34 protein-coding genes are annotated in these 26,988 nt (G+C 53.4%); 17 read left to right on the top strand and 17 right to left on the bottom strand.

Annotated elements, in window-relative coordinates; all coding sequences use genetic code 11:
* Positions 1 to 17 precede the first annotated feature (17 nt).
* The 3 genes from KDX30_RS11530 to KDX30_RS11520 are packed head-to-tail and all read left to right on the top strand — an operon-like array spanning position 18 to position 2,882.
* Positions 18 to 866, top strand: a complete 849-nt coding sequence (locus tag KDX30_RS11530; RefSeq protein ID WP_122709122.1) for a transketolase — start codon at positions 18 to 20, stop codon at positions 864 to 866.
* Positions 863 to 1,885: a transketolase family protein gene (locus tag KDX30_RS11525; RefSeq protein ID WP_122709123.1), complete on the top strand. Its 1,023-nt coding sequence runs from the start codon at positions 863 to 865 to the stop codon at positions 1,883 to 1,885. The genes KDX30_RS11530 and KDX30_RS11525 overlap by 4 nt, the downstream gene beginning before the upstream one ends.
* Before the next feature lie 52 nt (positions 1,886 to 1,937).
* Positions 1,938 to 2,882, top strand: coding sequence for an alpha/beta hydrolase (locus KDX30_RS11520; RefSeq protein ID WP_231675793.1), 945 nt, complete (start codon positions 1,938 to 1,940; stop codon positions 2,880 to 2,882).
* 60 nt (positions 2,883 to 2,942) lie between these two features.
* Here the strand turns inward: KDX30_RS11520 and KDX30_RS11515 are convergent, their stop codons facing one another.
* Together KDX30_RS11515 and KDX30_RS11510 are read right to left on the bottom strand one after the other, a co-directional pair.
* Complete coding sequence (locus tag KDX30_RS11515) at positions 2,943 to 3,929, bottom strand: DUF6508 domain-containing protein (protein WP_231675792.1); 987 nt, start codon at positions 3,927 to 3,929, stop codon at positions 2,943 to 2,945.
* Positions 3,930 to 4,115: 186 nt separating this feature from the next.
* Positions 4,116 to 4,496 (bottom strand): hypothetical protein, encoded by a 381-nt coding sequence (locus tag KDX30_RS11510; RefSeq protein WP_231672985.1) that lies wholly within the window; start codon positions 4,494 to 4,496, stop codon positions 4,116 to 4,118.
* Positions 4,497 to 4,790: 294 nt separating this feature from the next.
* Here KDX30_RS11510 and KDX30_RS11505 point away from each other — a divergent pair, with 294 nt between their 5' ends.
* Positions 4,791 to 5,345: an HD domain-containing protein gene (locus KDX30_RS11505; protein ID WP_231675791.1), complete on the top strand. Its 555-nt coding sequence runs from the start codon at positions 4,791 to 4,793 to the stop codon at positions 5,343 to 5,345.
* A 326-nt stretch (positions 5,346 to 5,671) separates the two neighbouring features.
* On the opposite strand, the gene KDX30_RS11500 is transcribed toward KDX30_RS11505, so the two are convergent.
* From KDX30_RS11500 to KDX30_RS11480, 5 genes are all read right to left on the bottom strand, one after another.
* The gene (locus KDX30_RS11500; protein ID WP_231675790.1) at positions 5,672 to 6,145 is read right to left on the bottom strand and encodes an SMI1/KNR4 family protein; all 474 of its coding nucleotides are present in this window, start codon (positions 6,143 to 6,145) and stop codon (positions 5,672 to 5,674) included.
* 66 nt (positions 6,146 to 6,211) lie between these two features.
* Positions 6,212 to 6,922, bottom strand: coding sequence for a hypothetical protein (locus KDX30_RS11495; protein WP_231675789.1), 711 nt, complete (start codon positions 6,920 to 6,922; stop codon positions 6,212 to 6,214).
* A 54-nt stretch (positions 6,923 to 6,976) separates the two neighbouring features.
* Positions 6,977 to 7,687, bottom strand: a complete 711-nt coding sequence (locus tag KDX30_RS11490; protein WP_231675788.1) for a hypothetical protein — start codon at positions 7,685 to 7,687, stop codon at positions 6,977 to 6,979.
* A 53-nt stretch (positions 7,688 to 7,740) separates the two neighbouring features.
* Positions 7,741 to 8,457, bottom strand: a complete 717-nt coding sequence (locus KDX30_RS11485; RefSeq protein ID WP_231675787.1) for a hypothetical protein — start codon at positions 8,455 to 8,457, stop codon at positions 7,741 to 7,743.
* A gap of 129 nt (positions 8,458 to 8,586) precedes the next feature.
* On the bottom strand, positions 8,587 to 9,489 hold the full coding sequence (locus KDX30_RS11480; RefSeq protein WP_099271110.1) for a hypothetical protein: 903 nt from the start codon (positions 9,487 to 9,489) through the stop codon (positions 8,587 to 8,589).
* 340 nt (positions 9,490 to 9,829) lie between these two features.
* Here KDX30_RS11480 and KDX30_RS11475 point away from each other — a divergent pair, with 340 nt between their 5' ends.
* The 7 genes from KDX30_RS11475 (at position 9,830) to KDX30_RS11445 (ending at position 13,946) form a co-directional block, all read left to right on the top strand.
* On the top strand, positions 9,830 to 10,306 hold the full coding sequence (locus tag KDX30_RS11475) for an SMI1/KNR4 family protein (protein ID WP_231675786.1): 477 nt from the start codon (positions 9,830 to 9,832) through the stop codon (positions 10,304 to 10,306).
* Positions 10,307 to 10,335: 29 nt separating this feature from the next.
* Positions 10,336 to 10,695: a hypothetical protein gene (locus KDX30_RS11470; protein ID WP_231675785.1), complete on the top strand. Its 360-nt coding sequence runs from the start codon at positions 10,336 to 10,338 to the stop codon at positions 10,693 to 10,695.
* Between the two features lie 15 nt (positions 10,696 to 10,710).
* Positions 10,711 to 11,037 (top strand): hypothetical protein, encoded by a 327-nt coding sequence (locus tag KDX30_RS11465; RefSeq protein ID WP_231675784.1) that lies wholly within the window; start codon positions 10,711 to 10,713, stop codon positions 11,035 to 11,037.
* A gap of 58 nt (positions 11,038 to 11,095) precedes the next feature.
* A complete protein-coding gene (locus KDX30_RS11460) occupies positions 11,096 to 11,539 on the top strand; it encodes a DUF6386 family protein (protein WP_231675783.1) in 444 nt (147 codons plus the stop codon).
* 88 nt (positions 11,540 to 11,627) lie between these two features.
* Positions 11,628 to 11,978 (top strand): hypothetical protein, encoded by a 351-nt coding sequence (locus KDX30_RS11455; protein WP_231675782.1) that lies wholly within the window; start codon positions 11,628 to 11,630, stop codon positions 11,976 to 11,978.
* A 124-nt stretch (positions 11,979 to 12,102) separates the two neighbouring features.
* On the top strand, positions 12,103 to 12,444 hold the full coding sequence (locus KDX30_RS11450) for a hypothetical protein (protein ID WP_122394807.1): 342 nt from the start codon (positions 12,103 to 12,105) through the stop codon (positions 12,442 to 12,444).
* A 164-nt stretch (positions 12,445 to 12,608) separates the two neighbouring features.
* A complete protein-coding gene (locus tag KDX30_RS11445; protein ID WP_231675781.1) occupies positions 12,609 to 13,946 on the top strand; it encodes a GDSL-type esterase/lipase family protein in 1,338 nt (445 codons plus the stop codon).
* A 290-nt stretch (positions 13,947 to 14,236) separates the two neighbouring features.
* Here the strand turns inward: KDX30_RS11445 and KDX30_RS11440 are convergent, their stop codons facing one another.
* Positions 14,237 to 15,259 (bottom strand): zinc-dependent alcohol dehydrogenase family protein, encoded by a 1,023-nt coding sequence (locus KDX30_RS11440; protein ID WP_231675780.1) that lies wholly within the window; start codon positions 15,257 to 15,259, stop codon positions 14,237 to 14,239.
* Between the two features lie 138 nt (positions 15,260 to 15,397).
* A complete protein-coding gene (locus KDX30_RS11435) occupies positions 15,398 to 16,318 on the bottom strand; it encodes a LysR family transcriptional regulator (RefSeq protein ID WP_231675779.1) in 921 nt (306 codons plus the stop codon).
* 84 nt (positions 16,319 to 16,402) lie between these two features.
* Here KDX30_RS11435 and KDX30_RS11430 point away from each other — a divergent pair, with 84 nt between their 5' ends.
* Positions 16,403 to 17,200, top strand: coding sequence for an NAD(P)H-dependent oxidoreductase (locus tag KDX30_RS11430; protein ID WP_231675778.1), 798 nt, complete (start codon positions 16,403 to 16,405; stop codon positions 17,198 to 17,200).
* Between the two features lie 101 nt (positions 17,201 to 17,301).
* On the opposite strand, the gene KDX30_RS11425 is transcribed toward KDX30_RS11430, so the two are convergent.
* Entirely contained in the window at positions 17,302 to 17,688 is a 387-nt protein-coding gene (locus tag KDX30_RS11425; protein WP_122709131.1) for a DUF4260 domain-containing protein, read from the bottom strand.
* Here KDX30_RS11425 and KDX30_RS11420 point away from each other — a divergent pair.
* The gene (locus KDX30_RS11420) at positions 17,680 to 18,696 is read left to right on the top strand and encodes a LysR family transcriptional regulator (protein ID WP_319946084.1); all 1,017 of its coding nucleotides are present in this window, start codon (positions 17,680 to 17,682) and stop codon (positions 18,694 to 18,696) included. The genes KDX30_RS11425 and KDX30_RS11420 overlap by 9 nt on opposite strands.
* 77 nt (positions 18,697 to 18,773) lie before the next feature.
* The gene (locus KDX30_RS11415; RefSeq protein ID WP_231675777.1) at positions 18,774 to 19,208 is read left to right on the top strand and encodes an SMI1/KNR4 family protein; all 435 of its coding nucleotides are present in this window, start codon (positions 18,774 to 18,776) and stop codon (positions 19,206 to 19,208) included.
* Here KDX30_RS11415 and KDX30_RS11410 read toward each other — a convergent pair.
* The 6 genes from KDX30_RS11410 to KDX30_RS11385 form a co-directional block, all read right to left on the bottom strand.
* Positions 19,198 to 20,112, bottom strand: a complete 915-nt coding sequence (locus tag KDX30_RS11410; protein ID WP_231675776.1) for an SGNH/GDSL hydrolase family protein — start codon at positions 20,110 to 20,112, stop codon at positions 19,198 to 19,200. The genes KDX30_RS11415 and KDX30_RS11410 overlap by 11 nt on opposite strands.
* 343 nt (positions 20,113 to 20,455) lie before the next feature.
* Positions 20,456 to 20,713 (bottom strand): hypothetical protein, encoded by a 258-nt coding sequence (locus KDX30_RS11405; protein WP_231675775.1) that lies wholly within the window; start codon positions 20,711 to 20,713, stop codon positions 20,456 to 20,458.
* Positions 20,710 to 21,396, bottom strand: a complete 687-nt coding sequence (locus tag KDX30_RS11400) for an HAD family hydrolase (RefSeq protein WP_406643833.1) — start codon at positions 21,394 to 21,396, stop codon at positions 20,710 to 20,712. Before KDX30_RS11400 ends, KDX30_RS11405 begins: the two co-directional genes overlap by 4 nt.
* A gap of 18 nt (positions 21,397 to 21,414) precedes the next feature.
* A complete protein-coding gene (locus KDX30_RS11395) occupies positions 21,415 to 21,804 on the bottom strand; it encodes a DUF6957 family protein (protein ID WP_231675774.1) in 390 nt (129 codons plus the stop codon).
* A 355-nt stretch (positions 21,805 to 22,159) separates the two neighbouring features.
* Positions 22,160 to 22,492, bottom strand: a complete 333-nt coding sequence (locus tag KDX30_RS11390; protein WP_231675773.1) for a hypothetical protein — start codon at positions 22,490 to 22,492, stop codon at positions 22,160 to 22,162.
* A gap of 14 nt (positions 22,493 to 22,506) precedes the next feature.
* Positions 22,507 to 23,241 carry a metallophosphoesterase gene (locus tag KDX30_RS11385; RefSeq protein ID WP_231675772.1) on the bottom strand — a complete coding sequence of 245 codons (735 nt, stop codon included), beginning with the start codon at positions 23,239 to 23,241 and terminating at the stop codon, positions 22,507 to 22,509.
* Positions 23,242 to 23,518: 277 nt separating this feature from the next.
* Here KDX30_RS11385 and KDX30_RS11380 point away from each other — a divergent pair, with 277 nt between their 5' ends.
* Positions 23,519 to 23,782, top strand: a complete 264-nt coding sequence (locus tag KDX30_RS11380; RefSeq protein WP_231675771.1) for a helix-turn-helix domain-containing protein — start codon at positions 23,519 to 23,521, stop codon at positions 23,780 to 23,782.
* Positions 23,783 to 24,014: 232 nt separating this feature from the next.
* Here KDX30_RS11380 and KDX30_RS11375 read toward each other — a convergent pair whose 3' ends face one another.
* The gene (locus KDX30_RS11375; RefSeq protein ID WP_231675770.1) at positions 24,015 to 24,620 is read right to left on the bottom strand and encodes a TetR/AcrR family transcriptional regulator; all 606 of its coding nucleotides are present in this window, start codon (positions 24,618 to 24,620) and stop codon (positions 24,015 to 24,017) included.
* A gap of 114 nt (positions 24,621 to 24,734) precedes the next feature.
* On the opposite strand from KDX30_RS11375, the gene KDX30_RS11370 reads away from it, so the two are divergent.
* Both KDX30_RS11370 and KDX30_RS11365 read left to right on the top strand, forming a co-directional pair.
* Positions 24,735 to 25,949, top strand: coding sequence for an MFS transporter (locus tag KDX30_RS11370; protein ID WP_231675769.1), 1,215 nt, complete (start codon positions 24,735 to 24,737; stop codon positions 25,947 to 25,949).
* 36 nt (positions 25,950 to 25,985) lie between these two features.
* Positions 25,986 to 26,978: an alpha/beta fold hydrolase gene (locus KDX30_RS11365; protein ID WP_231675768.1), complete on the top strand. Its 993-nt coding sequence runs from the start codon at positions 25,986 to 25,988 to the stop codon at positions 26,976 to 26,978.
* The last annotated feature ends 10 nt before the right edge of the window (positions 26,979 to 26,988 follow it).

Genomic DNA, 26,988 nt, shown 5'->3' with positions numbered 1-26,988 from the left:
GTCAACGGAGTATTACCATGACTGCTAATCCATCACTCGCACCGGCCACAACGCTGGTGCAGCGAGCTCATAACATCCGCCGCCATGCTCTGCGCATGGGGCAAGTCCAGGGCCAGGGCTACGTCGGCCAGGCATTGGGTGCTGCTGATCTGCTGGCCGTGTCCTACTTTCACGCGATGAACTACAAGCCTCACGATCCTGAATGGGAGCAGCGTGATCGCTTTTATCTGTCCATCGGTCACTATGCGATCGCGTTGTACGCAGCCCTCATTGAAGCTGAAATCATCCCGCTGGACGAACTTGAAACCTATGGCTCGGATGACAGCCGATTGCCGATGTCCGGCATGGCAACTTACACCCCCGGCATGGAAATCACTGGCGGTTCACTGGGTCAAGGCCTGGGTATCGCGGTAGGTGCCTGCCTTGGATTGAAGCGCAAACAATCAGCATCGTTTGTTTACAACCTGCTGTCCGATGGCGAGCTGAATGAAGGCTCAACGTGGGAGGCAGTGATGTCTGCCTCCCACTGGAAGCTCGATAACCTTATTGCCATCGTCGACGTCAACAACCAGCAGGCTGACGGTCACTCCAGCGAAATCCTTGCCTTCGAACCCATTGTTGATCGCTGGCAGGCGTTCGGCTGGTTCACGCAGCGTGTGGACGGCAATGATCTGGATGCATTGGTCAAAGCCTTCGACGCGGCGCGAGCCCATACTGCCGCGCAACCCAGAGTCATCATTTGCGACACGAAAATGGGTAAAGGGGTTTCGTTTCTGGAAACCCGCGAGAAGACCCATTTTATCCGTGTGGATGAGCATGAATGGGACGTCGCCCTGAATAACCTTGAAGAAGGTAAAACAGCATGAGTATTGCCAATAACAATGCTGCCCAGACTCCGGCAGTCGCGAAGAAGAAACTCACGACCTCAGCGATGATTGCATCGATCGCCTCCGAAGGTCAGGCAACCCGATCTGCACCCTTCGGGCATGCCTTGGCGGCACTTGCCGACCAGCGTCCGGATATCGTCGGTCTCTCCGCCGACCTGTCCAAATACACCGATCTGCATATCTTCGCCAAGGCGCACCCGGATCGCTTCTACCAGATGGGCATGGCAGAACAACTGCTGATGAGCGCCGCAGCCGGCATGGCCCGTGAAGGCTTCGTTCCCTTCGCCACAACCTATGCGGTATTCGCCTCACGCCGTGCTTATGACTTCATCTGCATGGCCATCGCGGAAGAAAATCTCAATGTCAAAATCGTCTGCGGCCTGCCAGGCCTGACAACGGGTTACGGCCCTAGCCACCAGGCAACAGATGACTTGGCGATTTTTCGCGCGATGCCCAATCTGATGATCGTCGACCCCTGCGATGCTCTTGAGATCGAGCAGGCAGTCCCGGCCATTGCAGCCCACCAAGGGCCGGTCTACATGAGACTACTGCGCGGTAACGTGCCGCTGGTCCTGGACGAATACGGATATAAGTTCGAAATCGGCAAGGCCAAGACGTTGCGCACAGGTAACGACGTTCTGATCATTTCGACTGGACTGATGACCATGCGCGCTCTTGAAGCCGCCAAAGAGCTCCAGGCTGACGGCGTTGACGTTGCAGTTCTGCACGTTCCGACTATAAAACCTCTGGATGAGCAAACCATTCTTGCCGAGGCGAGAAAGCCCGGCAGACTTGTGGTAACAGCAGAAAACCACTCAATCATCGGTGGTTTGGGAGAAGCGGTAGCAACGGTGCTGCTGCGCAACGGCGTAACCCCCACGTTCAGGCAAATTGCGCTGCCCGACGCCTTCCTCGACGCGGGCGCGCTTCCGACGCTTCACGACCGATACGGCATTTCCACACACGCTGTTTGCACACAAATCAAAGGCTGGCTGTAAACGCTTCATCCCGGGGGCGCGCTGCGTCCCCGACTTGAAAAGGAGCTGAACAGTGGACACCGCCAGACTGCTGGACCCCTCGTATGAGTTCTTCCTGGATGAGCCCTCCAGTGAATGGACGCTGGACTCCCTTCCCGCCATCAGAAACCGCGTCTCTAGTGGATACAAACCAACGTCCACTGCTCGTTGCGACCAACGTTGGGCGACTGACACAGAGGGTTTACGCATTCGTTTATGCATCTACCGCCCCGACGCCACCGTGGTGAATGAAAAAATACTCCCGGCAATCCTGTATATCCATGGAGGCGGATTTGTCCTGGGCCGTCCGGAGATGGCGGACGACTATCTGGCCAACCTTGCGAACACGTTGAAAACAGTGGTGGTAGCACCTGACTACCGGCTTGCTCCCGAGCACTCATTTCCCGCCCCGCTTGAGGATTGCTATACCGCGCTAAAATGGCTGTTCAGCGAGGCATCATCCTTAGGGGTGAGCGAAAGCAGACTCGTCATCATGGGCCATAGCGCCGGGGGTGGACTCGCCGCAGCTTTAGCCTTGCTAATGCGTGATAGAGGTCAATATCAAGCTGCAGGCCTGATGATGATCTACCCGATGCTCGACCACCGAACCGGCTCTTCGGCAGCGACGTCGGATAATCCAACAACCGGGACACTGAGCTGGTCACGGGAAGCAAACCGGTTCTGCTGGGATTGCATGCAAGGCTCATACACGCTTGATAACGATCAAGCGCATCTGTTTTCCCCCTCTCTCGCGTCAGATCTGCAAGGACTGCCCCCAAGTTTCATAAGCGTGGGGTCTCTGGACTTATTCCTGGAGGAGGACGTGGCCTTTGCGCTTGCGCTTTCGCGATCCGGCGTCCAGACGGAAATGCATGTCTACCCGGGTGTCCCGCATATGTTCGATCAATACCCTGGAGCGATCACCCGGCAGTGCGAACGTGATGTAGAAGCAGCACTGAGGAAAATGCTGGCGCTTTGAGCGAACCGGATTGCCTGGATCAAGCTCCTGGAGCAAAACGGTATCGTTACGAGCCGCCACTCAAACCCCCTCCCGCAACACCGCCAACCTGTTCAGTACATTCAGCACGTAACCATCCCGGATTACCGCGCCATGGTGCCCATCACAGAAACGCTCTCCCCTGATGCACAGCGTCAGCATCGTCTGGATATCTCCCAGGCTCGCCCGAGCGATGTAGGCTTCGTCCTTGAGCATGATTGCGGCACCGTGCTTCATGTATTCGATATCGGTCCAGCATTCTTTGTCCAGCACCCGGTAGAAGTCCTTGACGACATCGAAGTACGCGGGCCAACGATCCTCAAGCACATGGGTTTTTATCGCCACTCCGCGGGGATAGAGCCTGGGTCGCCAGGCCAGCAGTTCGTCCATGTCGGCGGCCTGAGGCACGGGCTCGCTGGGCGCGCGCGGCGCTGGGGCGGCACGCTCCGAGGAGGCGTTGTGCACTTCAACTTTGTGAAGATATGACGCTACGTATAGCTCAAACGCCTGGACCTGACCGGAGGTATAGGGATTTTTACCGTAGGAATGAACATCTTTGCTGTAGCGGAGAAAAGCCTCCGATTGTGGCCCCTCTGCAAACAGCGAAACGATCGCCGCACTTTGCAGCAGCCAGTAAATATCCTCCGAGCCCTCTCGCCCCTTCATGCTGGAGAGATCGAGAACACTCGAAAACAACTTCCCCGCCAATTGGCGACCTGCCTCACGAAACTCCCAACTCAAATCATGGGGTTCAGCTTGTTCAGCCTGGGCGATCCAGGCTTCGTAGCGACTGATCAGGGTGGTGTCATCCAGCGAAATCGGCGGGCAGGCGGGCGGAGTGAGTGACCGTGGTTTTGGCTCCTCATAGACCGGCAGCCAACTGAGGTTTTGGGCGACACGCGACAGCGGCTCACCTTCGTTGCGGGTCGGGGAATTCGAAGCAACCTTGGGCTTGACGGGGCTTTGCTGGGGTTCAACGGTGCTTTGCTTGTGGTCGAAGTACGCTTTCAAACGATCCAGAAGTTTCATCTATGAAATCCCACGTCAGTACAGATCCTGCACTTTAAGATTTTTGGCATCAGGTCAGTATCTGAGATACCTGCGATGTTCGGCCCGCCAGCAAATCCGATAATTGATGAGTTAGCAGCGGGATAATATTGAAAAGATTGTCCAGCGTGTCATGACGTGGAGCGAAGGTAACAGACAACTATTTTTTCATAGCCAAGGCCATAACTTGCAGGCTTCATTGAACAGTGCCATAGCGAGTGAAAAAAAAGTCAGGATCAGAATCACCATGGATATGCCGCGCCCTGTGTAAATATAACTCCACGGAACAATGTGTCGGAGCTCTTCACTGGGCAGTTTTTTCAGATAGCGATGACGGACAACAAAAAAAACCACACTGATGACTGGATAGATCAATATCACATTAAAGATCATATCCTTCCCGCCGAGGAGCACCAATAGAAAAGGGGTCACCAGATAGGCGCAACCTACCCAGAAATCCATCTTTTTCAGAACCCTGCGTGCGTTGTCGCCTGGGCATGGCTTTGCCTTTCTTGGCCTTCTCGGTTTCCCGAGTTTTTCTGTTGTCATGTAAATACTCCTTTGCCTCCCACTCAGCCTCAACCCGCGATACGGTGTAGTACAGTATCCCCCGGTCAGCCATCGGAAAACCAGAAAGGCCGGGGATGAATTTTCGTCATCGGCGTGATGACGAGTGCTACGCAAAACCGTATAGCTGACCGACGACCCGGAGCTGGCCAATGCTTTGGGAACTGCCTGCTACATCAGCATGCAGATCGCCCGGGGCCTGAAAATCCAGTTACCCAATGGGACGCCACCTGAAAGCTTTCCCCGCAATTAACCACCTGCTCTGGAGACAGCCGCATGCCTGGTGATGACCTGCAACGCCTTTATAACAAAGCCTGGCTATACGCCTCTCACGCCCACTTTGGGCAGAAAATGACAGGCTCGGACCTGCCCTATACAACCCACGTGGCGATGGTTGCCAATGAACTGATTTTTGCCGCCCGGGAGTCCTCGGTCGGCGATCTGGCAATTGCCTTACCCGCTGCGTTGCTACATGACGTGCTGGAGGACACCCCCACTACGCAGGAAGCGCTCACAGACACCTTTGGTGCAGCAGTCTCTTCGACTGTCGCGAGCTTGAGTAAAAACCTGATTGTGCCGTTCTCCGAAGAGCGCTACTTCCAGGGTATCGCCAGCCATTCTCGTGAAGCTGCTTCGATAAAACTGTGCGACAGAATCACCAACCTGCAGTCGGCACCCGCCACATGGGCAAAAGCCAAACGCGCTTCATATCTCGTCGAGTCCGAACAGATTCTGGCAGCGCTCGGACATGTGAATGACTACCTCAGGCAGCAGCTCACAGACACCATGGCGCGCTATGAACAGCTTTACGTCAGTGAATTCACGGGCTGAGATCATCGGGATCAACTCAGGTTTCTCTGACACCACGCTGTCGCGAAGCAAACACAGACCTGTAGGAGCGCGCTTGCCCGCGATTTTGTCTGTCAGTCGATAAGTATATCGCCTGTGCTGACGCGATCGCGGGCAAGCGCGCTCCTACACATCCTGTGTTTGCTGCGCGACAGTGCGGTGTCAGGGACACTGTGCGACCTCCTACAGATAAACTCATTCTTTCGTTTGAAGAGCGCGCACGACCACCTACAGAAAAGCATTTAAATCCAGTTAGTTATTTTTTTGATGGGAGCGGCATGGGATTCAAAGCGCTCTTTCCAGGCCGGTTACTGACTGAGCTCTTCCTTAAGACCCTCAGCCCATTCATTCAAGGACTGGTATGCAACACTCCGGTCGTCCCAATCGTGCCAATAATGGATGAGCTCTCCAGTACCTGAAGGCGACGCATCCACAACGACATAGTCCCCCGAGTCATTGGTCAGGAACGGTACCCAATACCGCTCCCATGGCTCACAGAACTCTTCCTCCGGGTCGAGAAAAAATTTCAATGCATCCATTATTTCACTGGCGGCGAGCAAGCGTCGGTTGTCACTTTCGCGCAGCTCCGCATTCCACTCCTGGCCGTCATGCCAGAACAACAACTGACGTAGGCCCATTGGCAAAGGCGCACCCAGCAATTGTTCTATCTGCTGGATTGAAGTCTCGCTTGCTGGAGGTAGAAGTGTCGCAAGGCTATCGGGGGGCAGCAGTTGCTCGATAGTGGTGAGGCATTCGGTAAAGGCTTGAGGTGTAGTCGGCATGACTCTTTTCCTTTCGATTAACGATGAGACGCGGCCAGAGAAGTGTGGAATTGACGTGATGAGCCATCAGCGGCCTGAGGGCTTGCTCAGCGAAATCAGCCAATTCAGCAGCCTGCTGGTCCACCAACGGCGGCGAGCCTCCCGAATTTGATCGATGTTTTCAAAGGTCAACTCCGAAGCACGCTTCTCCTTGGCTTTAATAGCCTTCAACATACGAATCGAGTTTCGGCTGACGTAGATTAGATAGAAGACACTCAGTGTTAGCACGTAAATTCCAACTACCCCATCGCTGACATGCCACGCCATCTTCATCGCAAGTGCCGATACAGCCACTATAGACGCCAGAAGGTTCCCCGCGAACTGGCTGTACTGCCCTCCTGCCACCAGTACTCTATTATCTCTGACCTCGTAACCGGCCCTGCGGTTTGGAGAACGGGTAAAATAGAAAAAACCGACTTCGACTGCGAAAAGCAAGACAGGCACCATGGCCAAAGAGATAGAATCGACGAAAGACTGTTCATAGTCGCTCCGACCCACCATATAAAAACCGCCTGCAATCATGAGGGTAAACGAAGCAAGAGACCACTTCTGAAAATGCGAGAGAAACGCAACATAACTCTCATTTATATAAATCAGATACAGGGTACGTAACAGCAGCACCAGCAAAGCAATGCCCACAACCCAGAAATACTCGGAGCTGAAAAAAAATATCGAACTGAACAGCGCTGTCAGGGCCCATATACTAGAAAGGCCCTTCTTCATTTCTTCTGGATCCATGACAACTTTCTCCACCGTTCTCAGATTAACGGTATTGAAACATGTAATTCAGGCTCAACGTCGTGAGGCCTTGCTCAGCGAAATCAGCCAATTCAGCAGCCTGCTCATCCACCAGCGACGGCGAGCCTCCCGAATTTCATCGATGTTTTCAAAGGTCAACTCCGAAGCACGCTTCTCCTTGGCTTTAATAGCCTTCAACATACGAATCGAGTTTCGGGAGATGTAGAGTAAATAAAAGACACTCAGTGTCAGCACGTAAACTGCAACGAAACCATCGCTGACCTGCCACACTATCTTAATCCCAAAAGCCGACACCAGCGCTATAGATGCGAGCACGTTCCCTACGAACTGGCTGTACTGTCCACGTTCCACCAGCACTCTATTATCTCTGACCTCGTAACCGGCCCTGCCGTTTGGAGAGCGGGTAAAGTAGAAAAACCCGACTTCGACTGCAAAGAGCAAGACAGGCACCATGGCCAAAGAGATGGAGTCAATGAAAGATTGTTCATAGTCGCCCCGCCCCACCATATACAAACAGCCTGAAATCATTATGGTAAACGATGCAAGCGAGCACTTCTGAAAGTGCGAGAGAAAAGCAACATAACTCTCGTTTATATAGATCAAATACAGGGTACGTAACAGCAGTACCAGCAGAGCAATACCCACAACCCAGAAATACCCGGAGCCGACAAAAAATATCGAACTGAACAGCGCTGTCAGGCCCCATATACTATAAAGGCCCGTCTTCATGCCTTCTGCATCCATAAGCACTTCCTCCACCCTCCCAGGCTAATGGCATTGAAACATCTGATTCGGGCTCAACGTTTTGAGGTCTTGCTCAGCGAAATCAGCCAATTCAGCAGCCTGCTCATCCACCAGCGACGGCGAGCCTCCCTGATTTCATCGATGTTTTCAAAGGTCAATTCCGAGGCGCGCTTCTCCTTGACCCTGATAGTTTTCAATACCCGAAACCAGTGTCGGCGGATATAGATTAAATAAAGGGTCAACAGTGTTAGCACGTAAACCACAAATGCCATCTCGCTGAGCTGCCACGCCATCATCATTGCAATACCCGACACCAGCACTATCGATGCCAGAAGGTTCCCCGCAAAGTGGCTGAACGGTTGGTCTATCACCACCACTTTATTGCCCCTGACCTCGTAACCGGCTTTGCCCTTTGGAGGGCGGGTAAAGTAGAAAAACAATACCTCAACCGTAAAAAGCAGCACAGGCACCAGCGCTAAAGAGATAGAGTCAATGAAGGATTGTTCATAATCGCTCCGTGCCACCAAATACAAACAACCTGAAATAATGATGGAAAACGACACAACAAAGCCCACGTGATAATGGGTGAACACAGCGACAAAACTCTCACTTATATGTATCAAGTAGATGGTACGTGCCAGCAGCACCAACAAAACCCCACCCAAAACCCAGAAATACCCGGTACCTGCAAACATGAATGCGCTGAACATTGCTGTCAGGCCGAAGACACCATAAAGGCTCTTCCTCAGGTTTTCCGGGCCCATGTCCATCAACACTTCCTCCGTCGTCATCAGGTGACGATCTTAAAACAATCTGATTCAGGCCAGGGTATGCACGCTCAACCTGTAAACGGAAGCAGTGGCCATTGCCACCGCTTCCGATACCGATACCGATACCGATCAAGCCAGAACGGGCTCTACCTGGTCGCGGTTTCCGGTTTCAGCGCCAAGCAGCACGTGCAGCGTATTGAGGAACAAGTCATGACTCAGAATGCCGGTGCATATCGTCGACAGCACGACTTTTCCATTCTCGTCTTTGATAACGACTTTCTCGGTCCAATTGCTCAGGTCAATCGTGCGCAAGGTTGACATGGGTACCTTGCTTCCCTGTACTTCAAGAAAATCTCTGGTGACGGTAATCGGCGAGGTCTTGATGTTCAGGAAGTTGCCAGACACACGCTTGCTCCAGACTTGCCCGGAGCTTATGTAGTTGAAGGTCACCGCACGCCCCGACTCGAGCGTGTCCATCACTTCAGGAAAACGAGCCCGTACGTGCAACTCACGCACCAACTGTTCAAAGTCATGAAAGCCTTTCAAGGTTTCAATGACCCGATGAAAAGGCTCGCTTGCATTACGACGGTAGGCGACGTTGGTGATCATGCCGGTCATCACGGTCTGGCCGGAACCAAAGAGGTAGAGGTCCTCGATATCGGCAAACGCAGTGTACTCCCGCTCGCCCTTGATCAAACGAGCGATGCCGTGCTCAAACACTTCGTAAACCGGCTCACGCAGTTTTTTATGCCATACGTAAATGGCAAACGTGCAAAGCCCGAAAATAGCCAACCCAGCGCTCGTTAAATTGATCAACATCTGCGGGCTTGAAAAGTTGAGTGTCATGCCACGGCTGACGGTGGTTACCGGACCATTGTTGCCAGGCGGCAGTATCGTACCCAGATACAACACGAATGCAGCCAACCCCAGCAATACGACACCGAAAACCAGGCTAAACACCAAAAACCCTTTGCCGTGGCGAAAGGTAGCGATCAATTCGCCAGTTTCTGGAGACTGAGAGGATTGCTGCATAATTCTGCTTCCCTGTATGGAGTTTGAAGAGCAAAGCTGCCCAGGCAACCTGCCACACACGTGGCGCTCATGAGAGTTTCAAATGGACCTGAACATTGCCTGAGCAATATCTGTCGGCGGTTGGAACATGGCTAAACGATATCGTTCACCAACCGGTGTTGATTTTTTAATTCAGAAGGGTTTTCGTGGACCATGGTTTATCGTACTTTCGAGTCAAAACCGCTCTCGCCGCCGGAGGCACTGGCTTGAGCGCCTGAGCAAGTGGTTTAATCCCTTACTAGCCAGCCCCGCCAAAGCTATCCAACCTTGGCGCGAGTTACGGATATTGAGCTAACTGCCAGTGAGACCCTGTTTAAGAAAGATAAGGAGAATAAGCATTAACGACCTGAAAGAAAGATATCTGAGCTTCTATGAAGCCGACACCTCCACTGCCGAGGATATAAGAGGGGTAGAAAATTCCCTGAGCGTGCGTTTGCCTGACGACTTTAAAGAAATCGCAACCTTTTATACAGGTGGTTTTTTGGGGGGTATCAGTCATCACGCGATGTTTAGCGCGACTAATCCATTGAACATTGTCACCGAGACGTTGCGCCTCAGGAAGTCGATCAATCTGAGCATGGAATACATTGTGTTGGCCGAGCCTGCTGAAAGCCTCATCGTCATGAATGTCTCCAAATCTCCAGCGGTGATATGGTGCGATGCCAATGACACTGAGCATTTGGGCACAGGCGAACTTTCAACACCTCCCGACTGCTGGGAAAACTATGCCAGCTTTTTTTCCTATCTGCTGGAACGGGAAGCGTCCGAAGATTATTAATCTCCAGACAAGATCAACCGGGAGACAAAATGTCTATTTTAGCTATCGTTATTGACGAACCCACTATCAGGCCCGCCACGCTCATCAAACTTCATAAATTCTTGATGCTACCATTACAGAAGGTTAAAAGCCTTTGCACGGGTGGCAATCCTATCCTGGAAATCGAGCTCTTTGACGGTGACATCCAAGAGACTTCAACATTCGTCCGCAGTGTATTGAAAATTATTTCCGAAGAGAAAATCTCGGCAAAATTCTATGAGATTCCCTACGGGGAAAGGTATGCAGACAACAGAAATCTGGAAAAATGCGAGGTGACGGCAGACCTGGTCAATAGTATTCTAGCCGCCGCAGATGAAGAATTTGAGCGACAGCAAAACAGCCAATCCTGACCTGAGGATAAGACAATGATAGACTTCACACTGTTTAGCGTGCCCCTTTTATACAGCAGAAACAAGAACCTGCAATACAAAGAAAATACAATCCAGATGTCGACTGCCCTTTTAAAGTTTTTGCATGATGAGGGGGTAATAAGCACGCCTCCTTTTACAGAAAATGGCGACCTTAAAATGGATTTTTTAGTTCGTAAATCCGACGTCACTGAAGAAGGCGTCGAGCTCTTTAAAAGCGTCATCCCTAAATGGTGGCAAAAAATAGACCGTGGACTTGATCACTCAGATGTTAGTTATCTCAAGCGAGAGCTGGATAAACTAAGAGCCTCTGAGAGCCACTGAAAACCCTTTAGGACTTTCAATTCTGGTTGAATGCAGCTTTTAATTGAAGTGTACCCATATGCCAAAAGAGTTTTCCATTTTTACAGATACCGCAACCCTTTCAATATTTGATCTTGGCGCTATCAAGCATAGGGTCTCAGATGCTCCTGACTGGTGGAGCATTGTGGAAGATGAGATTCTTGAGATCAACAAAGGTAATATCGCTTTTCTTGGTTTAGGCGATGACGGTGGCTACACCATTAAAATAATGGACAGCATTGAAAATGCAGCAGACACATTGAACCTGCACTTCCCGTCGGGCAAAGTTTTTATCGGGGCTGGAGAGGACACGTCTGGAGGAGATCTTGAACCTGATGGTTCTGACGTTATCCAAGGAGAAACGTTAGACTTCGCCCCAGGCCACTACAGCATGGGCTTCGCCAGGGCGGGCAATACCATAGAACTCTGTTTCACCCTGACATCAGAAAAACACAATGCTATAAAAGAGCCTATACGGCTATAAACTGTGAAAGTGCAAGACCTGATACAAAGCGTCACCGCTCACTCAACCTGACAACCCATGCATTCAGCAATGTACCAGCGGAGTACTTATGTCTTCAGACCAGGATTTTGTTCAGGCGATCTATGACGACCTTTTCAAATACAACTTTAACCAATACCAAGTGGCTTTGAACCGCGCGCCGGATAACGGCACGGACATCTATGCAAGGGCGAGAAATGCTCTGGCTTCACTGGATGATGCTCAAAGGTCTGACGTCATAAACTTTTTTAAAGTCGTGATATCCGATAGTGCCTGCGTCATTTTAGGAACATTGGACGGCGTACACTTCCCCGACAACCTGGAGGGAGATTTTCTACTTTCTTGCGATGGCAAAGAAATCCAGGGTGATCTGATGGATGCTTTCATTGGAAAAGCACAAGACGATGGCGTTTATGAATAACATCCCGGTCCAGTGACTCGCCAGGAATACCGAATGCGATCCCGAGAACTCGTCACTCGAGCTTTCAGTCTGGCGATCCCTCTGCGATGATAAACGGAACTACAATCTGGAAGTGGGTAAGCATATGGTCACTTTTGTTTTTTTCGCAGTCGCTCTGGCTGGTTTGGCTTATCTGGCTGTCGTGATGTTCCGGGTCGTCAACGCGGATACCAAAGGCGGCATTTCAAGTGTACTCACCGCGGGTACGTTATTTAAAATGTCGCTTTCATTCATGGTCTTGTGTCTGGCGTCGGGCGCTATTTATTTGGGCGGAAGCGCCAGCGGCATCAGTGGGGGCGGAGGCAACGCGGACAATCGATCAATGCTTGATACAGCCTCACAGATCAGTGAATTTTGTTTGTATGCAAGTCTGGCACTCGCTGTCATAGCACTGATCAGATATGCCAGTAAGAAGAATGTTCTATAGATACGCAGGTCAATGGGGTCGCCGCAAGCAACTCAATACCTGCGTCTCCCGTCACTCCTGTTGAATATAAATCGATTGCAAGCGCTTCAGCATTCGAACTGGGTAGATGCACCTGTACCCGCCCCCCCGATACTAAAAGACCGACAAAAAATGAGGGAGTCACCATGAGAAAAAAGCTGGCGTGTATTTCAATGGTTCTGATCTCTGTATTTCTTCCGGCAGCGGCCCAGGCCGAGACGAATGACAAGTGGGTCGCTGCGTGGCTGGGTGCAGTTCAAGGGCCTTATCCGACGGGCAATCCCTCTGCGCAGCCGGACCTGAGTCTCGCCTTCCCCGTACCTGAGCAAGGTGCGCAGGATCAGACATTCCGCTTGATGGTGCGACCGGACATTTGGGGGACACACATGCGGATACGTCTGTCCAACGTGCTGGGCACTCGCCCCGTCACCTTTGATGGCGTTTACGCCGGACTACAGCAAGGCAGTTCAGCCGTATTGAAGGGCACTAATCAGCCGGTTTCTTTTGCAGGGAAGCCGAGCGTTGATATTCCCGCCGGATCATCGGCCTGGAGTGACCCCATCGCATTGCCATTTGTGAAGCCTGATGACGTCCCACTACTCAATGGGCGCAGGCTTGCAGTGAGTTTTCATATCAAGGGCCAGAGCGGGCCGATGACATGGCACGCCAAAGCGCTCAATACCTCTTATGTCAGCGAGCCGGGAGCAGGTTCTGTCGGCCAATCCGAAAGCGAAACAGCTTTCCCGTTCAGTACGACTTCTACCTACTTCCTGGATGCCGTTGACATGATGGCGCCAGCCGATACCAAGGTCGTTGTTGCATTTGGAGACTCCATCACTGACGGCACAGGGACAACGCTGAACGGCGATGACCGGTGGTCAGACGTCCTTTCGAGAAAACTTCACGCTGTTCATGGCGACAAGGTATCGGTTGTCAATGCGGGTATTGGCGGCAATCAGGTTATTGGCCCGGCCAGCTACTCTGCGCAGACGCCCTTCTCAGGCGGCCCCTCTGCGCAAATGCGCGTCGAAAGAGACGTGATAGGTGTGTCCGGCGTTACCAGCGTTATCTGGATGGAGGGCATCAATGACTTCAGCAAAAATGGCAATGCCTCCGCCGAAGCTGTGAAGGCAGGAATGAAGGAGGTTGTGGGCCGAATCAAGTCGCAGCTTCCAGATGTCAGAGTTATTGGGGGCACGCTCACTACAGCCCTCGGCAGTACCAGCGCGGCACACGGTCACGCGGAGCAGAACGCCAAGCGGCAAGAGCTGAATGATTTCATCCGCACATCGGGCCTGTTTGATGCTGTCGCGGACTTCGATGCAGCGACGCTCGACCCCGAGACGGGCGGCATGAAAAAGGAATATGTGGCGGACAGCACAGTGGGCGGGACCGGCGACAAATTGCATCCTAATAGAGCCGGGTATCAAGCGATGGCTGAAAAAATAGATATTTCGCGGTTATTCAAGCCTGAGGCGAATTGAGCCTTTAACTTTCGGCGATACCCCCATACATGCAAACTGCTGGATTGAAATGCATTGTCTGTAAGAGCTGCCGAAGGCTGCGATGCATTTCTCCCGATACACCGCGATCGCAGCCTTCGGCAGCTCCTACAGGCCCTGTGATTGCCGCGAGACAGCGTGGTATCAGGGACACCGGGGCGGCACTCATCTTACTGGCACCGGAGCCAAAAGCGAAAGTGTCCACCTATTCAAGTGGACGCCCTCGCCTTTTAAGCAGTCTTTCTTACGCAGGGATCACGAAGCTTATCGTCTCAGCGCTTATCAAACTCGATCAGAACCTTGCCGATATGCTTTGCAGCCGCAAAATAGGCATACGCCTCAGGCGCTTCGTCGAACTTGAACGTCTTGGCGACTACGGTTTGAATGCCGTTCACTTCAATGGCGCGCAGGAGCTCTTCGAACATTTTCCGGTTGCCGTTAGCGATGCCCCGGATTGTCACGTTTTTCAGGATAAGCGAGACATAGTCAGGTATTGGCGACTGCTGTCCAGGGCTTACACCGATCACAGCAATACGCCCGTTCACTGCCGCTGCCGCGATGGATTGGCCCAACGTGTCCTGACCGCCCGTCTCGATGATAATGTCGGCACCTGCGTTCCCGGTAAGCTGCATCAATTGTGCTGCCCAGTCAGTATGAGTGCGGTAATTGATGGTGATGTCCGCTCCGAGTTGGCGAACAAACTCCAACTTCTCATCGCTTGAAGAGGTCATCGCCACGCGCGCGCCCAGGACCTTGGCGATTTTCAATGCTGCCAACGCCACTCCGCCCGTGCCCAGGCAAAGAACCAGTTCGCCCGGCTTGACCTTGAATACCTCGACCAATGCATTCCATGCGGTCAGCCCGGCGGACGCGAGTGCGGCGACGTCTTTATCCATCAGCGCTTCCGGGACACGGATCAGTGCTGCGCCCGGAAGTACAACTTGTTCAGCAAGCCAGCCGTCGTGGCTGACACCGACATCATGGCTGAAAACGTCAGCGCGAAACGCCCCGTCCAGCCAGTTGGGAAAATGACCGCAGATGACTCGGTCACCTGGTTTGAAATCTTCAACGCCTTCGCCGACTGCAATGACTTCTCCCACGCCCTCGGACACCGGGATACGATGAGGCGCCTGCATAGGGCCGTAAACACCCCGCAGAATCTGGACGTCTCGACTGATGAGGCTCACAAGGCGGGGAGCGATGACAACCTCGCCTGCCCCGGCCGACAATTCCGGGCGGGTAGTCGCGGTCAGCGAGTCCAGACCATTCTGAGCACCTATCTGAAAAGCTTTCATTGGGTAATTCCCTGTTTAGTGAATAAGAACGTGAAGATGTGTCGATTGCAGCAGGCAAGATCGCTGCAGTGAAGCCGCCGTGAGCGTGATGCCCTGATTGACTGCCTCGCTTGAAGCCATACCCTTACCATCATTTGATTAATCAACTGAGTCAGAGGCTGTCTGCAACGTCGAGGCAATGAGGTCGCGTAGCCATATATGAGCAGGATCCCGGTGCAGTCGTTCGGGCCACAACATGAGCATTTCAAAGCCCGGAATGGCGAGTGGCGGCGCCTGGACGTGAAGTGACGGGTCATCTCGGACCAGCCTTTCAGGCACCACTGCAACCAGGTCGCTGTGCATCAATGCAGAGACGAGCGAGTTGAAAGTGGACACTGACAAGACAACTCGTCGTTCCAGACCTTTAGCGGCCAGTGCCTGGTCAGTACTCCCGACGAACCCGGCGCCATTGGGTGACATAACGGCATGTTCGAGCCCGCAGAATGCTTTGAGCGATAGCCTGGTTGCCAAAGCAGGATGATCGCGCCGTCCTGCCAGCACATAGCGTTCGTGAAACAAAAAACGCTGACGCAGCTTTGGCGGTGCGTCATCGCGAGTGTGCAGCGCCAGATCGATCTGGCCGTTCTCCATATCATTGGCAAGGGTGGCGGGATGTTTGTTCAACAGTGCCAGGCGTGTATTAGGGGCCAGGCGCCTGAGCAGTGCCAACGACGGCCAGACTAAAGCAGTCGCGGTGTAATCACTGGCAGCGACCTTCCACGTCTGACTAGAAAGTGCTGGCTCAAAAGTGGCACCAGGATTCAGCGCGCCTTCCAAAGCTATCAGCGCTTCACGCAGTGGCCCGCGCAATTCACGGGCACGCTCGGTAGGCGACATCCCTCGGGGACCGGGCAGCAGCAATGGGTCATCCAGGATTTCCCGCAGTCGACCCAGTTGCAGGCTGACGGTCGGTTGAGCGAGATTGAGCAATCGCGCTGCGCGTGTGACGTTTTGTTCAGACAACAGCGCATCCAGCGTGACCAGCAAATTAAGATCCAGACGACGCAAGGTATTGTGCATGTAAATACCATATGTTTCGGAAATTCATTTCTATCATACCGGGTTCGTCAGTACTGTGAGGCCACCATCCATTCGGAGTTCCTCATGAAGCTACTGCTGATCTACGCCCATCCTGAACCTCGTTCCCTCAATGGGTCGCTCAGGGATTTCGCGATCACTCACCTGGAAACCGCAGGTCACGAGGTCAAGGTCTCGGATCTGTATGCGATGAGTTGGAAAGCGCCTCTTGATACGGACGATGCCCCGGGCTATGACGACGAAAGACCTTTCAACCCGGCAATAGAATCGCAGCGCGTATTCGCCGCGGGCACCCAACCGCTAGATATTGAGAAAGAGCAGGCCAAACTGCTGTGGGCGGACGCTGTGATCTTTCAATTCCCGTTGTGGTGGTTCTCGATGCCCGCGATCCTTAAAGGCTGGGTCGAACGCGTCTACGCCTACGGGTTTGCCTACGGTGTCGGCGAACACAGCGAAAGCCACTGGGGCGATCGTTATGGCGAAGGCAGCATGGCTGGAAAGCGGGCGATGCTGGTGGTCACCATGGGCGGGTGGGAATCCCACTACAGTGGTCGAGGGGTCAACGGTGCACTGGATGATCTGCTCTTCCCTATCCAGCATGGGGTGCTTTTCTATCCCGGGTTCACTGTCATGCCGCCCTTCGCGATCTATAAAACCGGCAAAATGGACGCCGCTCGGTTCGAACAGCTATGCACGGCCTATGCTGCCCGGCTGGACAATCTGTTCGTTGATCAGCCTTTGCCATTTCGTCGCCAGAACGCCGGTGAATATGAAATTCCAGCGTTGACCCTCAAGCCGCATATTGCACCCGGCCGTCATGATTTAGGCATCCACATTGATGAAGACAAGACGGCTGAAGGCTAGAGATGCGCTGGCGTTGAGCGTTCTTTATCAAGCCGTGCAGGCGGCTGTAGCACCGTAGGTAATCGGCAGTAGAGTAAGTCCTTTAAGCACGGTCTTTACTCTCAACGGCCGATTACACCCAGGTGGGTGAAAGTGAAACCTTGTGGCAGCTTCAGGCCGTAGCCAAGCATTCTGTCGAAGCCCGAATGTGCGAGCCATAAAGCACCTACCGCGGCGAGATCAGGAATCGACCCTATCAAACCGGCCGCGAGCAAAGCAGCACCAGTCGCATACAAATGAAGGGAGTTATAGCAATAAGCCCCCACTCTGGGGCCCAACGCATAGCCCAGAATACTCAAGTCGGGCGTGAAAAAAATTGCCAGCAACTCCCACCATGAGAAGTCATGCCCAGTGCGCCAAAAAAGCAGTATGCAAGTGGCAAACAGGAGCCCCCCTTCTACACGTTGCCACAGAACAGTGTGCGATGCCGATGGCGCTAAATGGGACATGAAAGCTCTCCAGGGATTGAGCATTCAATTTTGTACGATACATCTGTAAAACGTAATCGTATAAGATCGCATACCAACCATACAAAAATGGATAGCCCTGTGATTCAGCACGAGCCAAGCTGGGAATGGTATCGGACCTTTCTTGCCGTACTCGAGACCGGCTCATTGTCGGCTGCAGGGCGTAACCTGGGCATCAGTCAACCCACAGCGGGCCGTCACATTGACGGCCTGGAATCTGCTCTTGGCCTGAAGCTTTTTACTCGTTCATCAGATGGATTCAGTCCCACCAGTGCCGCTTATGAAATCGCGCCTTACGCCCACAGCCTGGCAGCAATGTCGGCGGCTTTGTTGCGCAAGGCAAGTGAAGGCAACACCGATGTCCGTGGGACGGTGCGTCTGACAGTCAGCGAAGTGATCGGCGTTGAAGTCTTGCCGCCGGTTTTGTCGGCATTGCGTAACCAGCACCCTGAGTTGGTTGTTGAGATGATGCTCTCTAACCAGGTTGATGACCTGCTGCGTCGGGACGCAGACATCGCGGTTCGGATGCACAGGCCCACTCAGAATGCGCTAATCGCAAGGCATGTCGGTGGAATAGAGGTCGGGCTATATGCTCATCGCAGTTATCTGGCTATCCACGGTAGTCCCTGTTCACTCGAAGAGCTGAGTAGCCATACGCTCATTGGCTTCGACCGAGAGAACGCCTTTATTCGAGGATTCCTGAAACAGTTCCCGATATTTGCGCGCGCGGGCCTGGCATTTCGTGCCGACAGTGAACTTGCGCAATTGGCAGTCATGCGAGCCGGTTTCGGCATTGGCGTGTGCCAATCGACAATTGCATCCCGCGACTCAACGTTGATGCGGGTGCTTGCGTCAGCCTTTTCGGTGCAGATGGACACGTGGGTCGCGATGCATGAAGACCTCCGTAACAGCGCTCGCTGCCAGGTTGTATTCAATGCCATCGCGGAAGCGTTACGCGAGCATTCGCAGAACAGCCAGGTACTTCGCTAAATGCTTATTAATAGGGTCACGCGGTCAGGGTTCTGAATGAGCTTACTCAGCCACCGCCAATTTAGAAGGAGTATCGAATGGATTTACGAACGTTGCTATTAAGCGGCGACTATCAGTTCGAATGCGATCCGCCAGCTGCGGAATCTTCCATCGAAGCTCTGATCGCCGCAACTCCCGCCCCTCTGCCGTGTGAGTATTTAGAGTTGCTCCGTCTGAGCGACGGCGGCGAAGCAGATATGTCGGGATATCCACGCTACGTCCGTATTTGGTCAGCGTTGAAGGCGATCGAGAACAATCGTGATTACGAGGTCGCAAAGTGGTTGCCGGGATTTATTGGATTTGGAGACAACGGTGGCCCGGATATGATCGGGTTCGATACACGCTCAGGACCACCCTTCCCAGTATGCTCAGTCATGTTCGTCCCGATGGAGTGGGAAAGTGCCATGGGCACCGTACCAAATTTCGATATATTTATTCGGCAGTTGCTAAAGCATGGCGACATCAACGACTAGCTTTTAGCGTTTCAAACATCGCCTCGGCCGCCAGGGTATGGACTTTGCGGGTCGGGTGCCATTCATCCCAATAGTAATGGGTATCTGGACTTTCACACACAGGCTTGACGTCCGGATACGTCGGCTGGCAAGGGGTGTCCAGATCCTTGAAACCTGCAACATCGGGTGCTGCGCGAAGCTTGTTGCTGAAGGCCAGGTGATCAAAATAGATGATATTAACGTTTCTGGCTTTCGCTGTTTTTGCCAACACGGCTGGCAGCTTCTGCTCGAGTACTCTTTGATATCGTGCTGCATGGTTGACTTGATTACCTTGCACCACAGCCGGCACATGACTCAAATCCGTACTTCCCACAACCATTACGTGCTTCGCGCCTGCTGTAACCAATGTCTCGGTAGCGTTCTGTATGTTAGCCACGCTTTTCTGGCTGAGCACATCAATCGACTCGGGGTGCGAAAAGTCGGCCCATTCGAAAAAGTCGTTAGCTGAAACGAAAATGAAATAGAGCGCATTCGGATCAGCTTTGTGTGTAGGGGTTGCTTTCAGGTGATCGTTGATTTGCCCGAAAACTCCGGTATTACGAAACGGCTCCATCCAGGCGTAGTAGTTTCCGTTACCGCTTTTGGCTCCGCCAATCGCGTAGTCAGTCAAGGGCACGTTCAAGGTATGGGCCAGACTCTCGACGGCAGTGGGACCATTGCTCCACCGCCCCTCCCAATACAAAGAGCCAGGCAGCTCTTGCGCATCTTTGACCTTCTGCATGGACAGTGTTCGAGTGAAGTTCTGACCCGCGCCATTGTCAGAGTAGCTGTCACCGAATGCATAGAGGTGGTCGAAGGTAGGAGCGCCAAAGGCAGTTGATACAGTCAGTGCCAATAGAGCGGCCAAGCAAACGCGTCGATTCATTGAAAGTCTCCCGGATCTAACCTGAGACTACCAAATGGAACGCGTTGTCTGACGATAATTACGACCTGTTTTTACCTGACACCGTAGAGATTGACCTGTTGGCGACCCATAGCCAAATCCACCGAGCGGTGGAATTTTATCGTGCACCGGGTTCATTAGGTATATACGCCCCGGCTTCTCCGCGCACCTCTCGCGAATTCAAGATTAAGGCGCCCAGGTTGGCCAACGCCCACCAGTGCATCGTCCCCCCCTCCTCTGCCAGTCGCACAACGAGGGCATCGGTGTCGCTAGCTTGTAACTGATACTTTAGAGTGAAGGTAAATTCCACCTCTACTACTCCGAACTACGGGGATTGCTTGGCTATTTTGAGCTGTTTCCCGCTGAGTTTGCTCTTTTTCAGCTTCAAGCCTTCACGCTCGCAGGTGCAGCTATCAACGGCTCTGTAAGCTGGGCAGCGTGATGGGTGAGCGATCAGGCGGCATTTGAGCTGATCTATCATCCACTCTTGGGCCTGATCCATCTGTCGCATCATTGCGGCAAACTCTTCCGACGTGAGCAGCCTCGGTGTGTTGTCTTGCTCCACATCGTCTTCACCAATCACTTATGAGGACTGCTTTTCCGGTTATGGTCGATGACCAGATTAGCAAATCTTGTGAGGTCATTGATTGCGCCCTGACCGTTACGATCTAAGTGAAGCCCCATCATCCCGACCAACCTCGGCCCATCCTGGTCGCATCTCTTAGAGTCACCAAGCATCAATACGCGTCCCCGCCCGCCCCCGAAGTGGTGTCCCGGCTCCACGTCCATTTGGCTACAAATTGATTGATATATGACTGGATCTGGCTTGATGGCTCCCACCTCATAACTGAATGCGTACCCATCCAAATTTGGGAAGAACTCTTTGATGACAGGGCCGTACGGGCTGGCCAAATTCGAGCAAATACCCAGTTTCACGCCTGCGCCTTGCAACCGCGCCATGGCCTCTAACGCATCGGGAAATGGCTCAATAGACGCGAGTTCCAGTTCCAGTGCTCGGGTTAGTTCTTGACGCTTCGATGGCGAGAGAGAGATGCCCAGCTGCGACGCCATTTCGACGAACGACAGGTTCGCAGTCATCAGGAAATGAGTGCCGCCCAACGTGAGATCACAGCCTTGCCGGCGCCCCTCTCGTATCAGCTCGCGATACGGATTCAACCGGCGGTTGATCCGCACAATTGTTCCGAATGCGTCCAGCACCACCCCGCCGATCATTGTGCCTGCTGCACTTGGTGAGGTCGCTTCCATTCCTACTCCCTTTCTCTCTCAAAATGACCGCACGACGGCTGAAAGAGACATGGACTTCCGGCGCCCATGCCCGAGCAAAACGTACAGCTTGGACTCAGTTTGAAAAAACATGTCGTCCGTAAAATCAATCAACGGTGTCGACCGAAACCAATGCGATCTAGAAGTAGATGAACTGTCGAACAGCACGTTAAAAACTAGCAACATTGTCGGCTTTTTCCCCTCGGCGGCCAGCGCTTCGATGACGAGGTCAGGCGCTTCCAGGTCGAGCCATACCCACTCGCCGACGATGCAAAAACTGCTGTCTGGAAACTGCTCTCGCGTGACTTGAATCGCATCCTCAAGCTCCATTTCACATCCCGACATCACAACGCTCGGCCCGATCATTTGCCGTACATCAAAGTCCTTCATGAATAATCCTTAGGTGATCCCCGGGCAATTGCGACCACACATATCGGAACGTTAGCCCCGTTGTCATCCGCCCTATTCCAAATATCGCGATGGCTAAAGGACTGGAAGCGTGCACGCTCGGCGCGCGCTGGTTAACGAACGTTTTCAGATGAGCTACTCACCGAGCGACCAAGCTCTTCCTCGATATCACGGAACACGCTTTCGAGACAGGGATGACGCGCTGAACCACTTAGCCCTCGAACCAAGGCTAGGAGCTCTCGCGCCTGGGCAACAGACATTTGTAGATCACAGTAAATAGTGCTGGAGGCGTCGTTCAACGCCGCGATACCGCCTAGCTGAATCGGTTGGTCAACCATCAAGTAGCGCCTCCCTCGGCATGCTCAGTTACCAGGACGTAGTGATCCGCACGATCCAAGGTTTGCAGGAGCTTGAAAGCGCCTCGGGTGGCGATCTGGTGAACTGGTTGTGTTGCCACCGTCATACCATCTGAAACCATTCCAGACTGATCACAGAACACTGTCGCCGCGAAGCGATCCCCGACACGAGCTGCGTTGACCAGATAGGCGTCTACAAGAACACCCCAGTCGTGACTCATCGCCTGCATAACCTCGCTCGGCAGCCTTTCTTTTTTCATCGTTTCAGAACGAGGAAGTGCGCCCCCAGCGAAAGAGATAACGTTTGATTTCAAAGCACACGCACTCCTCAGATTTCAATTTCGAAGAAAGGATCAAACCCCGTTGACTCACCGGGGTAACCGCGCGGATTTGAAACAATTCGGCAACCACCCAGCTCTACGTCGACATATTCGTGTGTGTGGCCAAAGACCCACAGATCCGCTTGCTGCATCAATTGCGGCCAGTCATTGGTGTAGGCGGCATTGAGGTGCCCCTCATGCTTGCTTCCCACGACTGCCGAAGACGGCGAATGGTGGGTGACGACAATCGTTTTGCCCTCAAAAGGCTTCGCAAGCTCTTGGGTCAACCAAGCTTTAGCGATCTGGTTTCGGCTTATTAGATCAGTCGGTCTAAGGCGCCGGTATCCAGCGTCGATGCGAATGTAGTTGAAGTCGTTCATGCGTTCCCAGGCCATCCGGCTTGCTGCCACTTGGTCTCCGGTAGAGGTGAAATCAGTCCACGCCGTGCTCCCCAGTATCCTAATGTTGCCAATTACGAGGGACTGATTGTCGAGCACATGCACATGAGGCGCGGCAGCATCTCTCATTTTCTGAAGAGTTCGGTCGATGTGGCCGTCATAAAATTCATGGTTGCCGCTGATGTAGAAGGTCGGACAGGTGAACGTCTCATTGGCCCATTTGATGCCCCGGCTTTTTTTGTCAATGTCCCCGGCCAAGATCACCAAATCGACGCACGGATCAAGAGCAGGAGGGACAAAATGCTGAAATTCAATGTGCAGGTCTGAGTAGATACGAAGCTTCATCAGCGGTTCCAAATCTTGTACTGCGCCTACTAGCTGGCCGTGAGCGGGAATATTATGTGCCCGGAGCAGTCGACGCGCTTAAGTACGGGTTAACCAATAATTGATGTTTTACTAGCTCTACTATTGCAGCCGTGCCACCTTCGAAGCAGGCGCACTGATCCCCCGTTTAGGGCGGGGCCGATGACTGCTCAGCCTTGAATGCCCACATTATTAAATATATAGATTTGAGTGAGCATTGGCAAACGCGGCATATCATTCCCTTTGTGCGGGACTACTGATGATGTCATTACGTTTGGCGTTTGCTACCGCGATGAAATTCGTAAGAGCGCACCGTCCACTCCTCCAGCAGGACGTATCCGGTGGTGTGACGCTAGGACGGATCAGCCAGCTCGAATCGGGTAAAAACAGCGCAACGCTGGAGACTACAAAACAGGTCGCTAAGGCAATGCATATGGCGACCACCTCTTTCGTTATTTGCCGGGTCTCTGCGCAGTGGCAAAAGAGCGGCAGCGATCCCGTCGGCACGCATCAACGGACATGATCCATACACCTTAAAGATGTCTCACACGCCTGCCGACGTAGCGGGCGAATGAAATCGATCAGTTGCTGCCGCCTACGTGGCAATCGGTTTAAACGCGCAAGACTAATACGTTGGGGGCAAGGAAGGCGTGCGGGTGTAGAGATAAACCAGGCAATAGCCGGACGACGGCAGCGAGTCCGCCGTCATGATTTGAGGAGTTAAAGCCTCGGGCGTTGAAGTCTCAGGACGATTCTTAAAGTGTATCCTTGCCGCTGCCTATTATTTGGTCGAGGCCTACCGCCGCGGTCTCCACAACTGCGAGCAGCCTTTCTTCATCCCAACCCTCCTTCGCCGCAGCCGACATGCCAAGCATGGCCACGGATACATAGTCTACGACGTGGCTAGCAGCGGGAATCCCAGATGCTTCGAGAAACGCCATCACTTTTGCACGGTTCTCGTCTGCGATTTGCTTTGCAGCTATTCCCGACTCAGTGGCTCCGGCCTTCGCATGCTCCAAGATAAAACAACCTCGGCGATTCGGATGAACTGCGTAGGCATGTGCCGCAGCCCTAAGCATGTCCCTCAATGCAGTCTGCGGTGCTTTTTCCGGGATCAAAAAACTGTCGAGCGGCACAACAGTCGCGGAGTAATGCCTCAAAGCATCGTTGAAAAACGCACCCTTGCTGCCGAAGGCCGTATAGAAGCTCGGCGGAGTAATGCCAATCGCTTCGGTCAGCGATGCGACGCTGACGTTCTCATAGCCATGCTCGTGGAACAGATGCTGTCCGACCTGGATGGCGTCCTCAAGGACGAATTGGCGCGGTCGCCCACGGGTTCGTTTATTTACGTTAATGGACATTACATAATCCGTTTACTTTGGGATTTATGAATACTATAGTGGTTGTTAACGTAAATATCCATGCTACCAGCAGCGCTCTGCACGGCAGCCAGTACGCCAATTGCGAGGAAAATCATGCAGCCCTCCCCATCACAAAGCCTGTCCAATGAGGCTCCTGCCAGGAGCTCCGGACTACCTATCGCGGCACTGGCTGGCCTAGCCGCCGCAGGCTTTCTATGCATCGTCACTGAGACACTACCCGCCGGTTTGTTGCCCAGCATCGCCTCTGGCCTTCAAATCTCTAAAGCTATTGCAGGGCAGCTTGTCGCTGTATACGCACTTGGATCGCTGTTGGCGGCAATCCCACTCACGAGCCTGACCCAAGGCTTGCGCCGCAGACCTGTCTTGCTGGCAACGATCATCTGCTTTGTTATCGGCAACACGTTGACCGCGATGGCTGAGTCAATCGGTGTCGTACTGATCGCACGATTCATAGCAGGATGTGCGGCAGGGTTGGCGTGGGGAATACTTGCGGGATACGCACGTAGCATCGTACGTCCCGAACAGACTGGGGCGGCAATGGCGGTCGCGATGGTAGGTGTGCCCCTGGCGCTATCGTTGGGCGTACCGCTGGGGACGTTCCTGGGGAGCTTGGTAGGGTGGCGTGGATCGTTCCTCATTCTATCGGCACTTGCTGTCACGTTGATCGGTTGGATCATGGTGAAAGTTCCAGATGCTCCTGGCCGAACAGGCGACAACCGCCCCTCGCTCATAGGCGTCATCAGAACCAAGGGCATCCTGCCGATCCTTCTTGTCATTCTGGCCTGGATGACTGCCCACAACATTCTCTATACCTACATCGCGCCGTTCTCGACTGCCTCGCAATCGCGGGTCGATCTAGTGCTGCTGGCGTTCGGAATAAGCTCGCTTGTTGGCATATGGGTAGTCGGGCGTTGGGTCGACCGGATGCTCCGCCTGATGGTGCTTGCATCAATCGGTTCGTTCGCATTAACCGCTGTGCTCTTGAGTATTGCTGGAGAGCAGAGCATCGCGGTCTATCTGGGCGCCATCGTCTGGGGCCTGGGTTTCGGCGGCGCGGGCGCCATGATGCAGACAGCGTCAGCTGATGCCGCCGGCGATGGCGTCGACTTGGCCCAGGCCATGGTAACCACTGCGTGGAACCTGGCAATCGCGGCAGGCGGAGCTGTTGGCGGGGCGCTCCTTACGCAAGGTGGTACGTCCATGTTGCCGCCCACTGTCGCCATTCTCGCACTGCTCGCTTTTGTAATAGCACTGGCAGCACGTCGCTATGCCTTTCCTCCCGGTAGTCGCGCTCAACAAGATCGCTGATCGCCCAATCATTTATCGTCCCACTAGGTGAAAAACATGAAGCTCCACGCAATTGCACTAGCCGTTGCTGCGCTCGCTATGGGTGTAACTCAGGCCAACGCAGCACAAATCAATCCTGCACCGCCCCCAGCTGTCAGCGCCCAACAGGCAGAGTTTCCGATACCCGAAGGTTTTACCAGCGCCTATGAGACTGTTGACGGTGTGAAGTTGCATTTCGTACGTGGCGGCAAAGGCCCCCTTGTGCTGCTTGTCCACGGCTTCGGCCAGACATGGTATGAGTGGAATAGCCTCATGCCGCAACTCGCAGAACGCTATACGGTCGTAGCAGTCGACCTGCCAGGTCTTGGCCTGTCAGCGCCGCCGAAAACGACTTACACCGGAGTGGATGTTTCGGAGTATCTGCACAAGCTTGCCAAGCGGATCAGTGCGGACAAGCCCTTCTATCTTGTTGCACACGATATTGGTATCTGGAACAGCTATCCAATGGTTGCCCGCCATCCAGGGGACATCGTGAAGGCTGCGTTCATCGAAGCGACCATTCCTGACGACACGCTCTATTCGCTGCCAGCCTTTGTCGCTACCGGAGAGGCACCTGGATGGCACCACAGTTTCTTCGCAGCCTCGGGTCAGTTGGCCGACGCAATGGTCAAAGGAAACGAGCGGCAGTTCCTGACGCATTTCATTCGTCACCATGCCAGCAACCAAGCGGTGTTCACTGATGAACTGTTAGACGGTTATGTGCGGTCATACTCTAAGCCCCAGACTTTCCACCACGCATTTGAATATTATCGTGCGCTTCCCCAATCGATTAAGCAGAACGAGAAGCTGGTGGCTACTAAGTTAACAATGCCTGTACTCGCGGTTGGCGGTGGGGGTAACGGCGGGTTCGGTGCTCAGCAGCCTGAGAACATCCGCCGCTACGCCACTAATGTTGAATCGCACGTGTTGCCAGATTGCGGCCATTGGGTTCCAGAGGAGTGCGCTCCAGCGTTGAACCCTTTGATCAACTCCTTCCTGGATCGACCATAGGGCGGAATGC

The organism is Pseudomonas quasicaspiana (assembly GCF_021147825.1).
Taxonomy (GTDB): Bacteria; Pseudomonadota; Gammaproteobacteria; order Pseudomonadales; family Pseudomonadaceae; genus Aquipseudomonas; species Aquipseudomonas quasicaspiana.
Note: the sequence above shows the minus strand (reverse complement) of the source record. Positions and strands in the feature narration are given on the sequence as shown.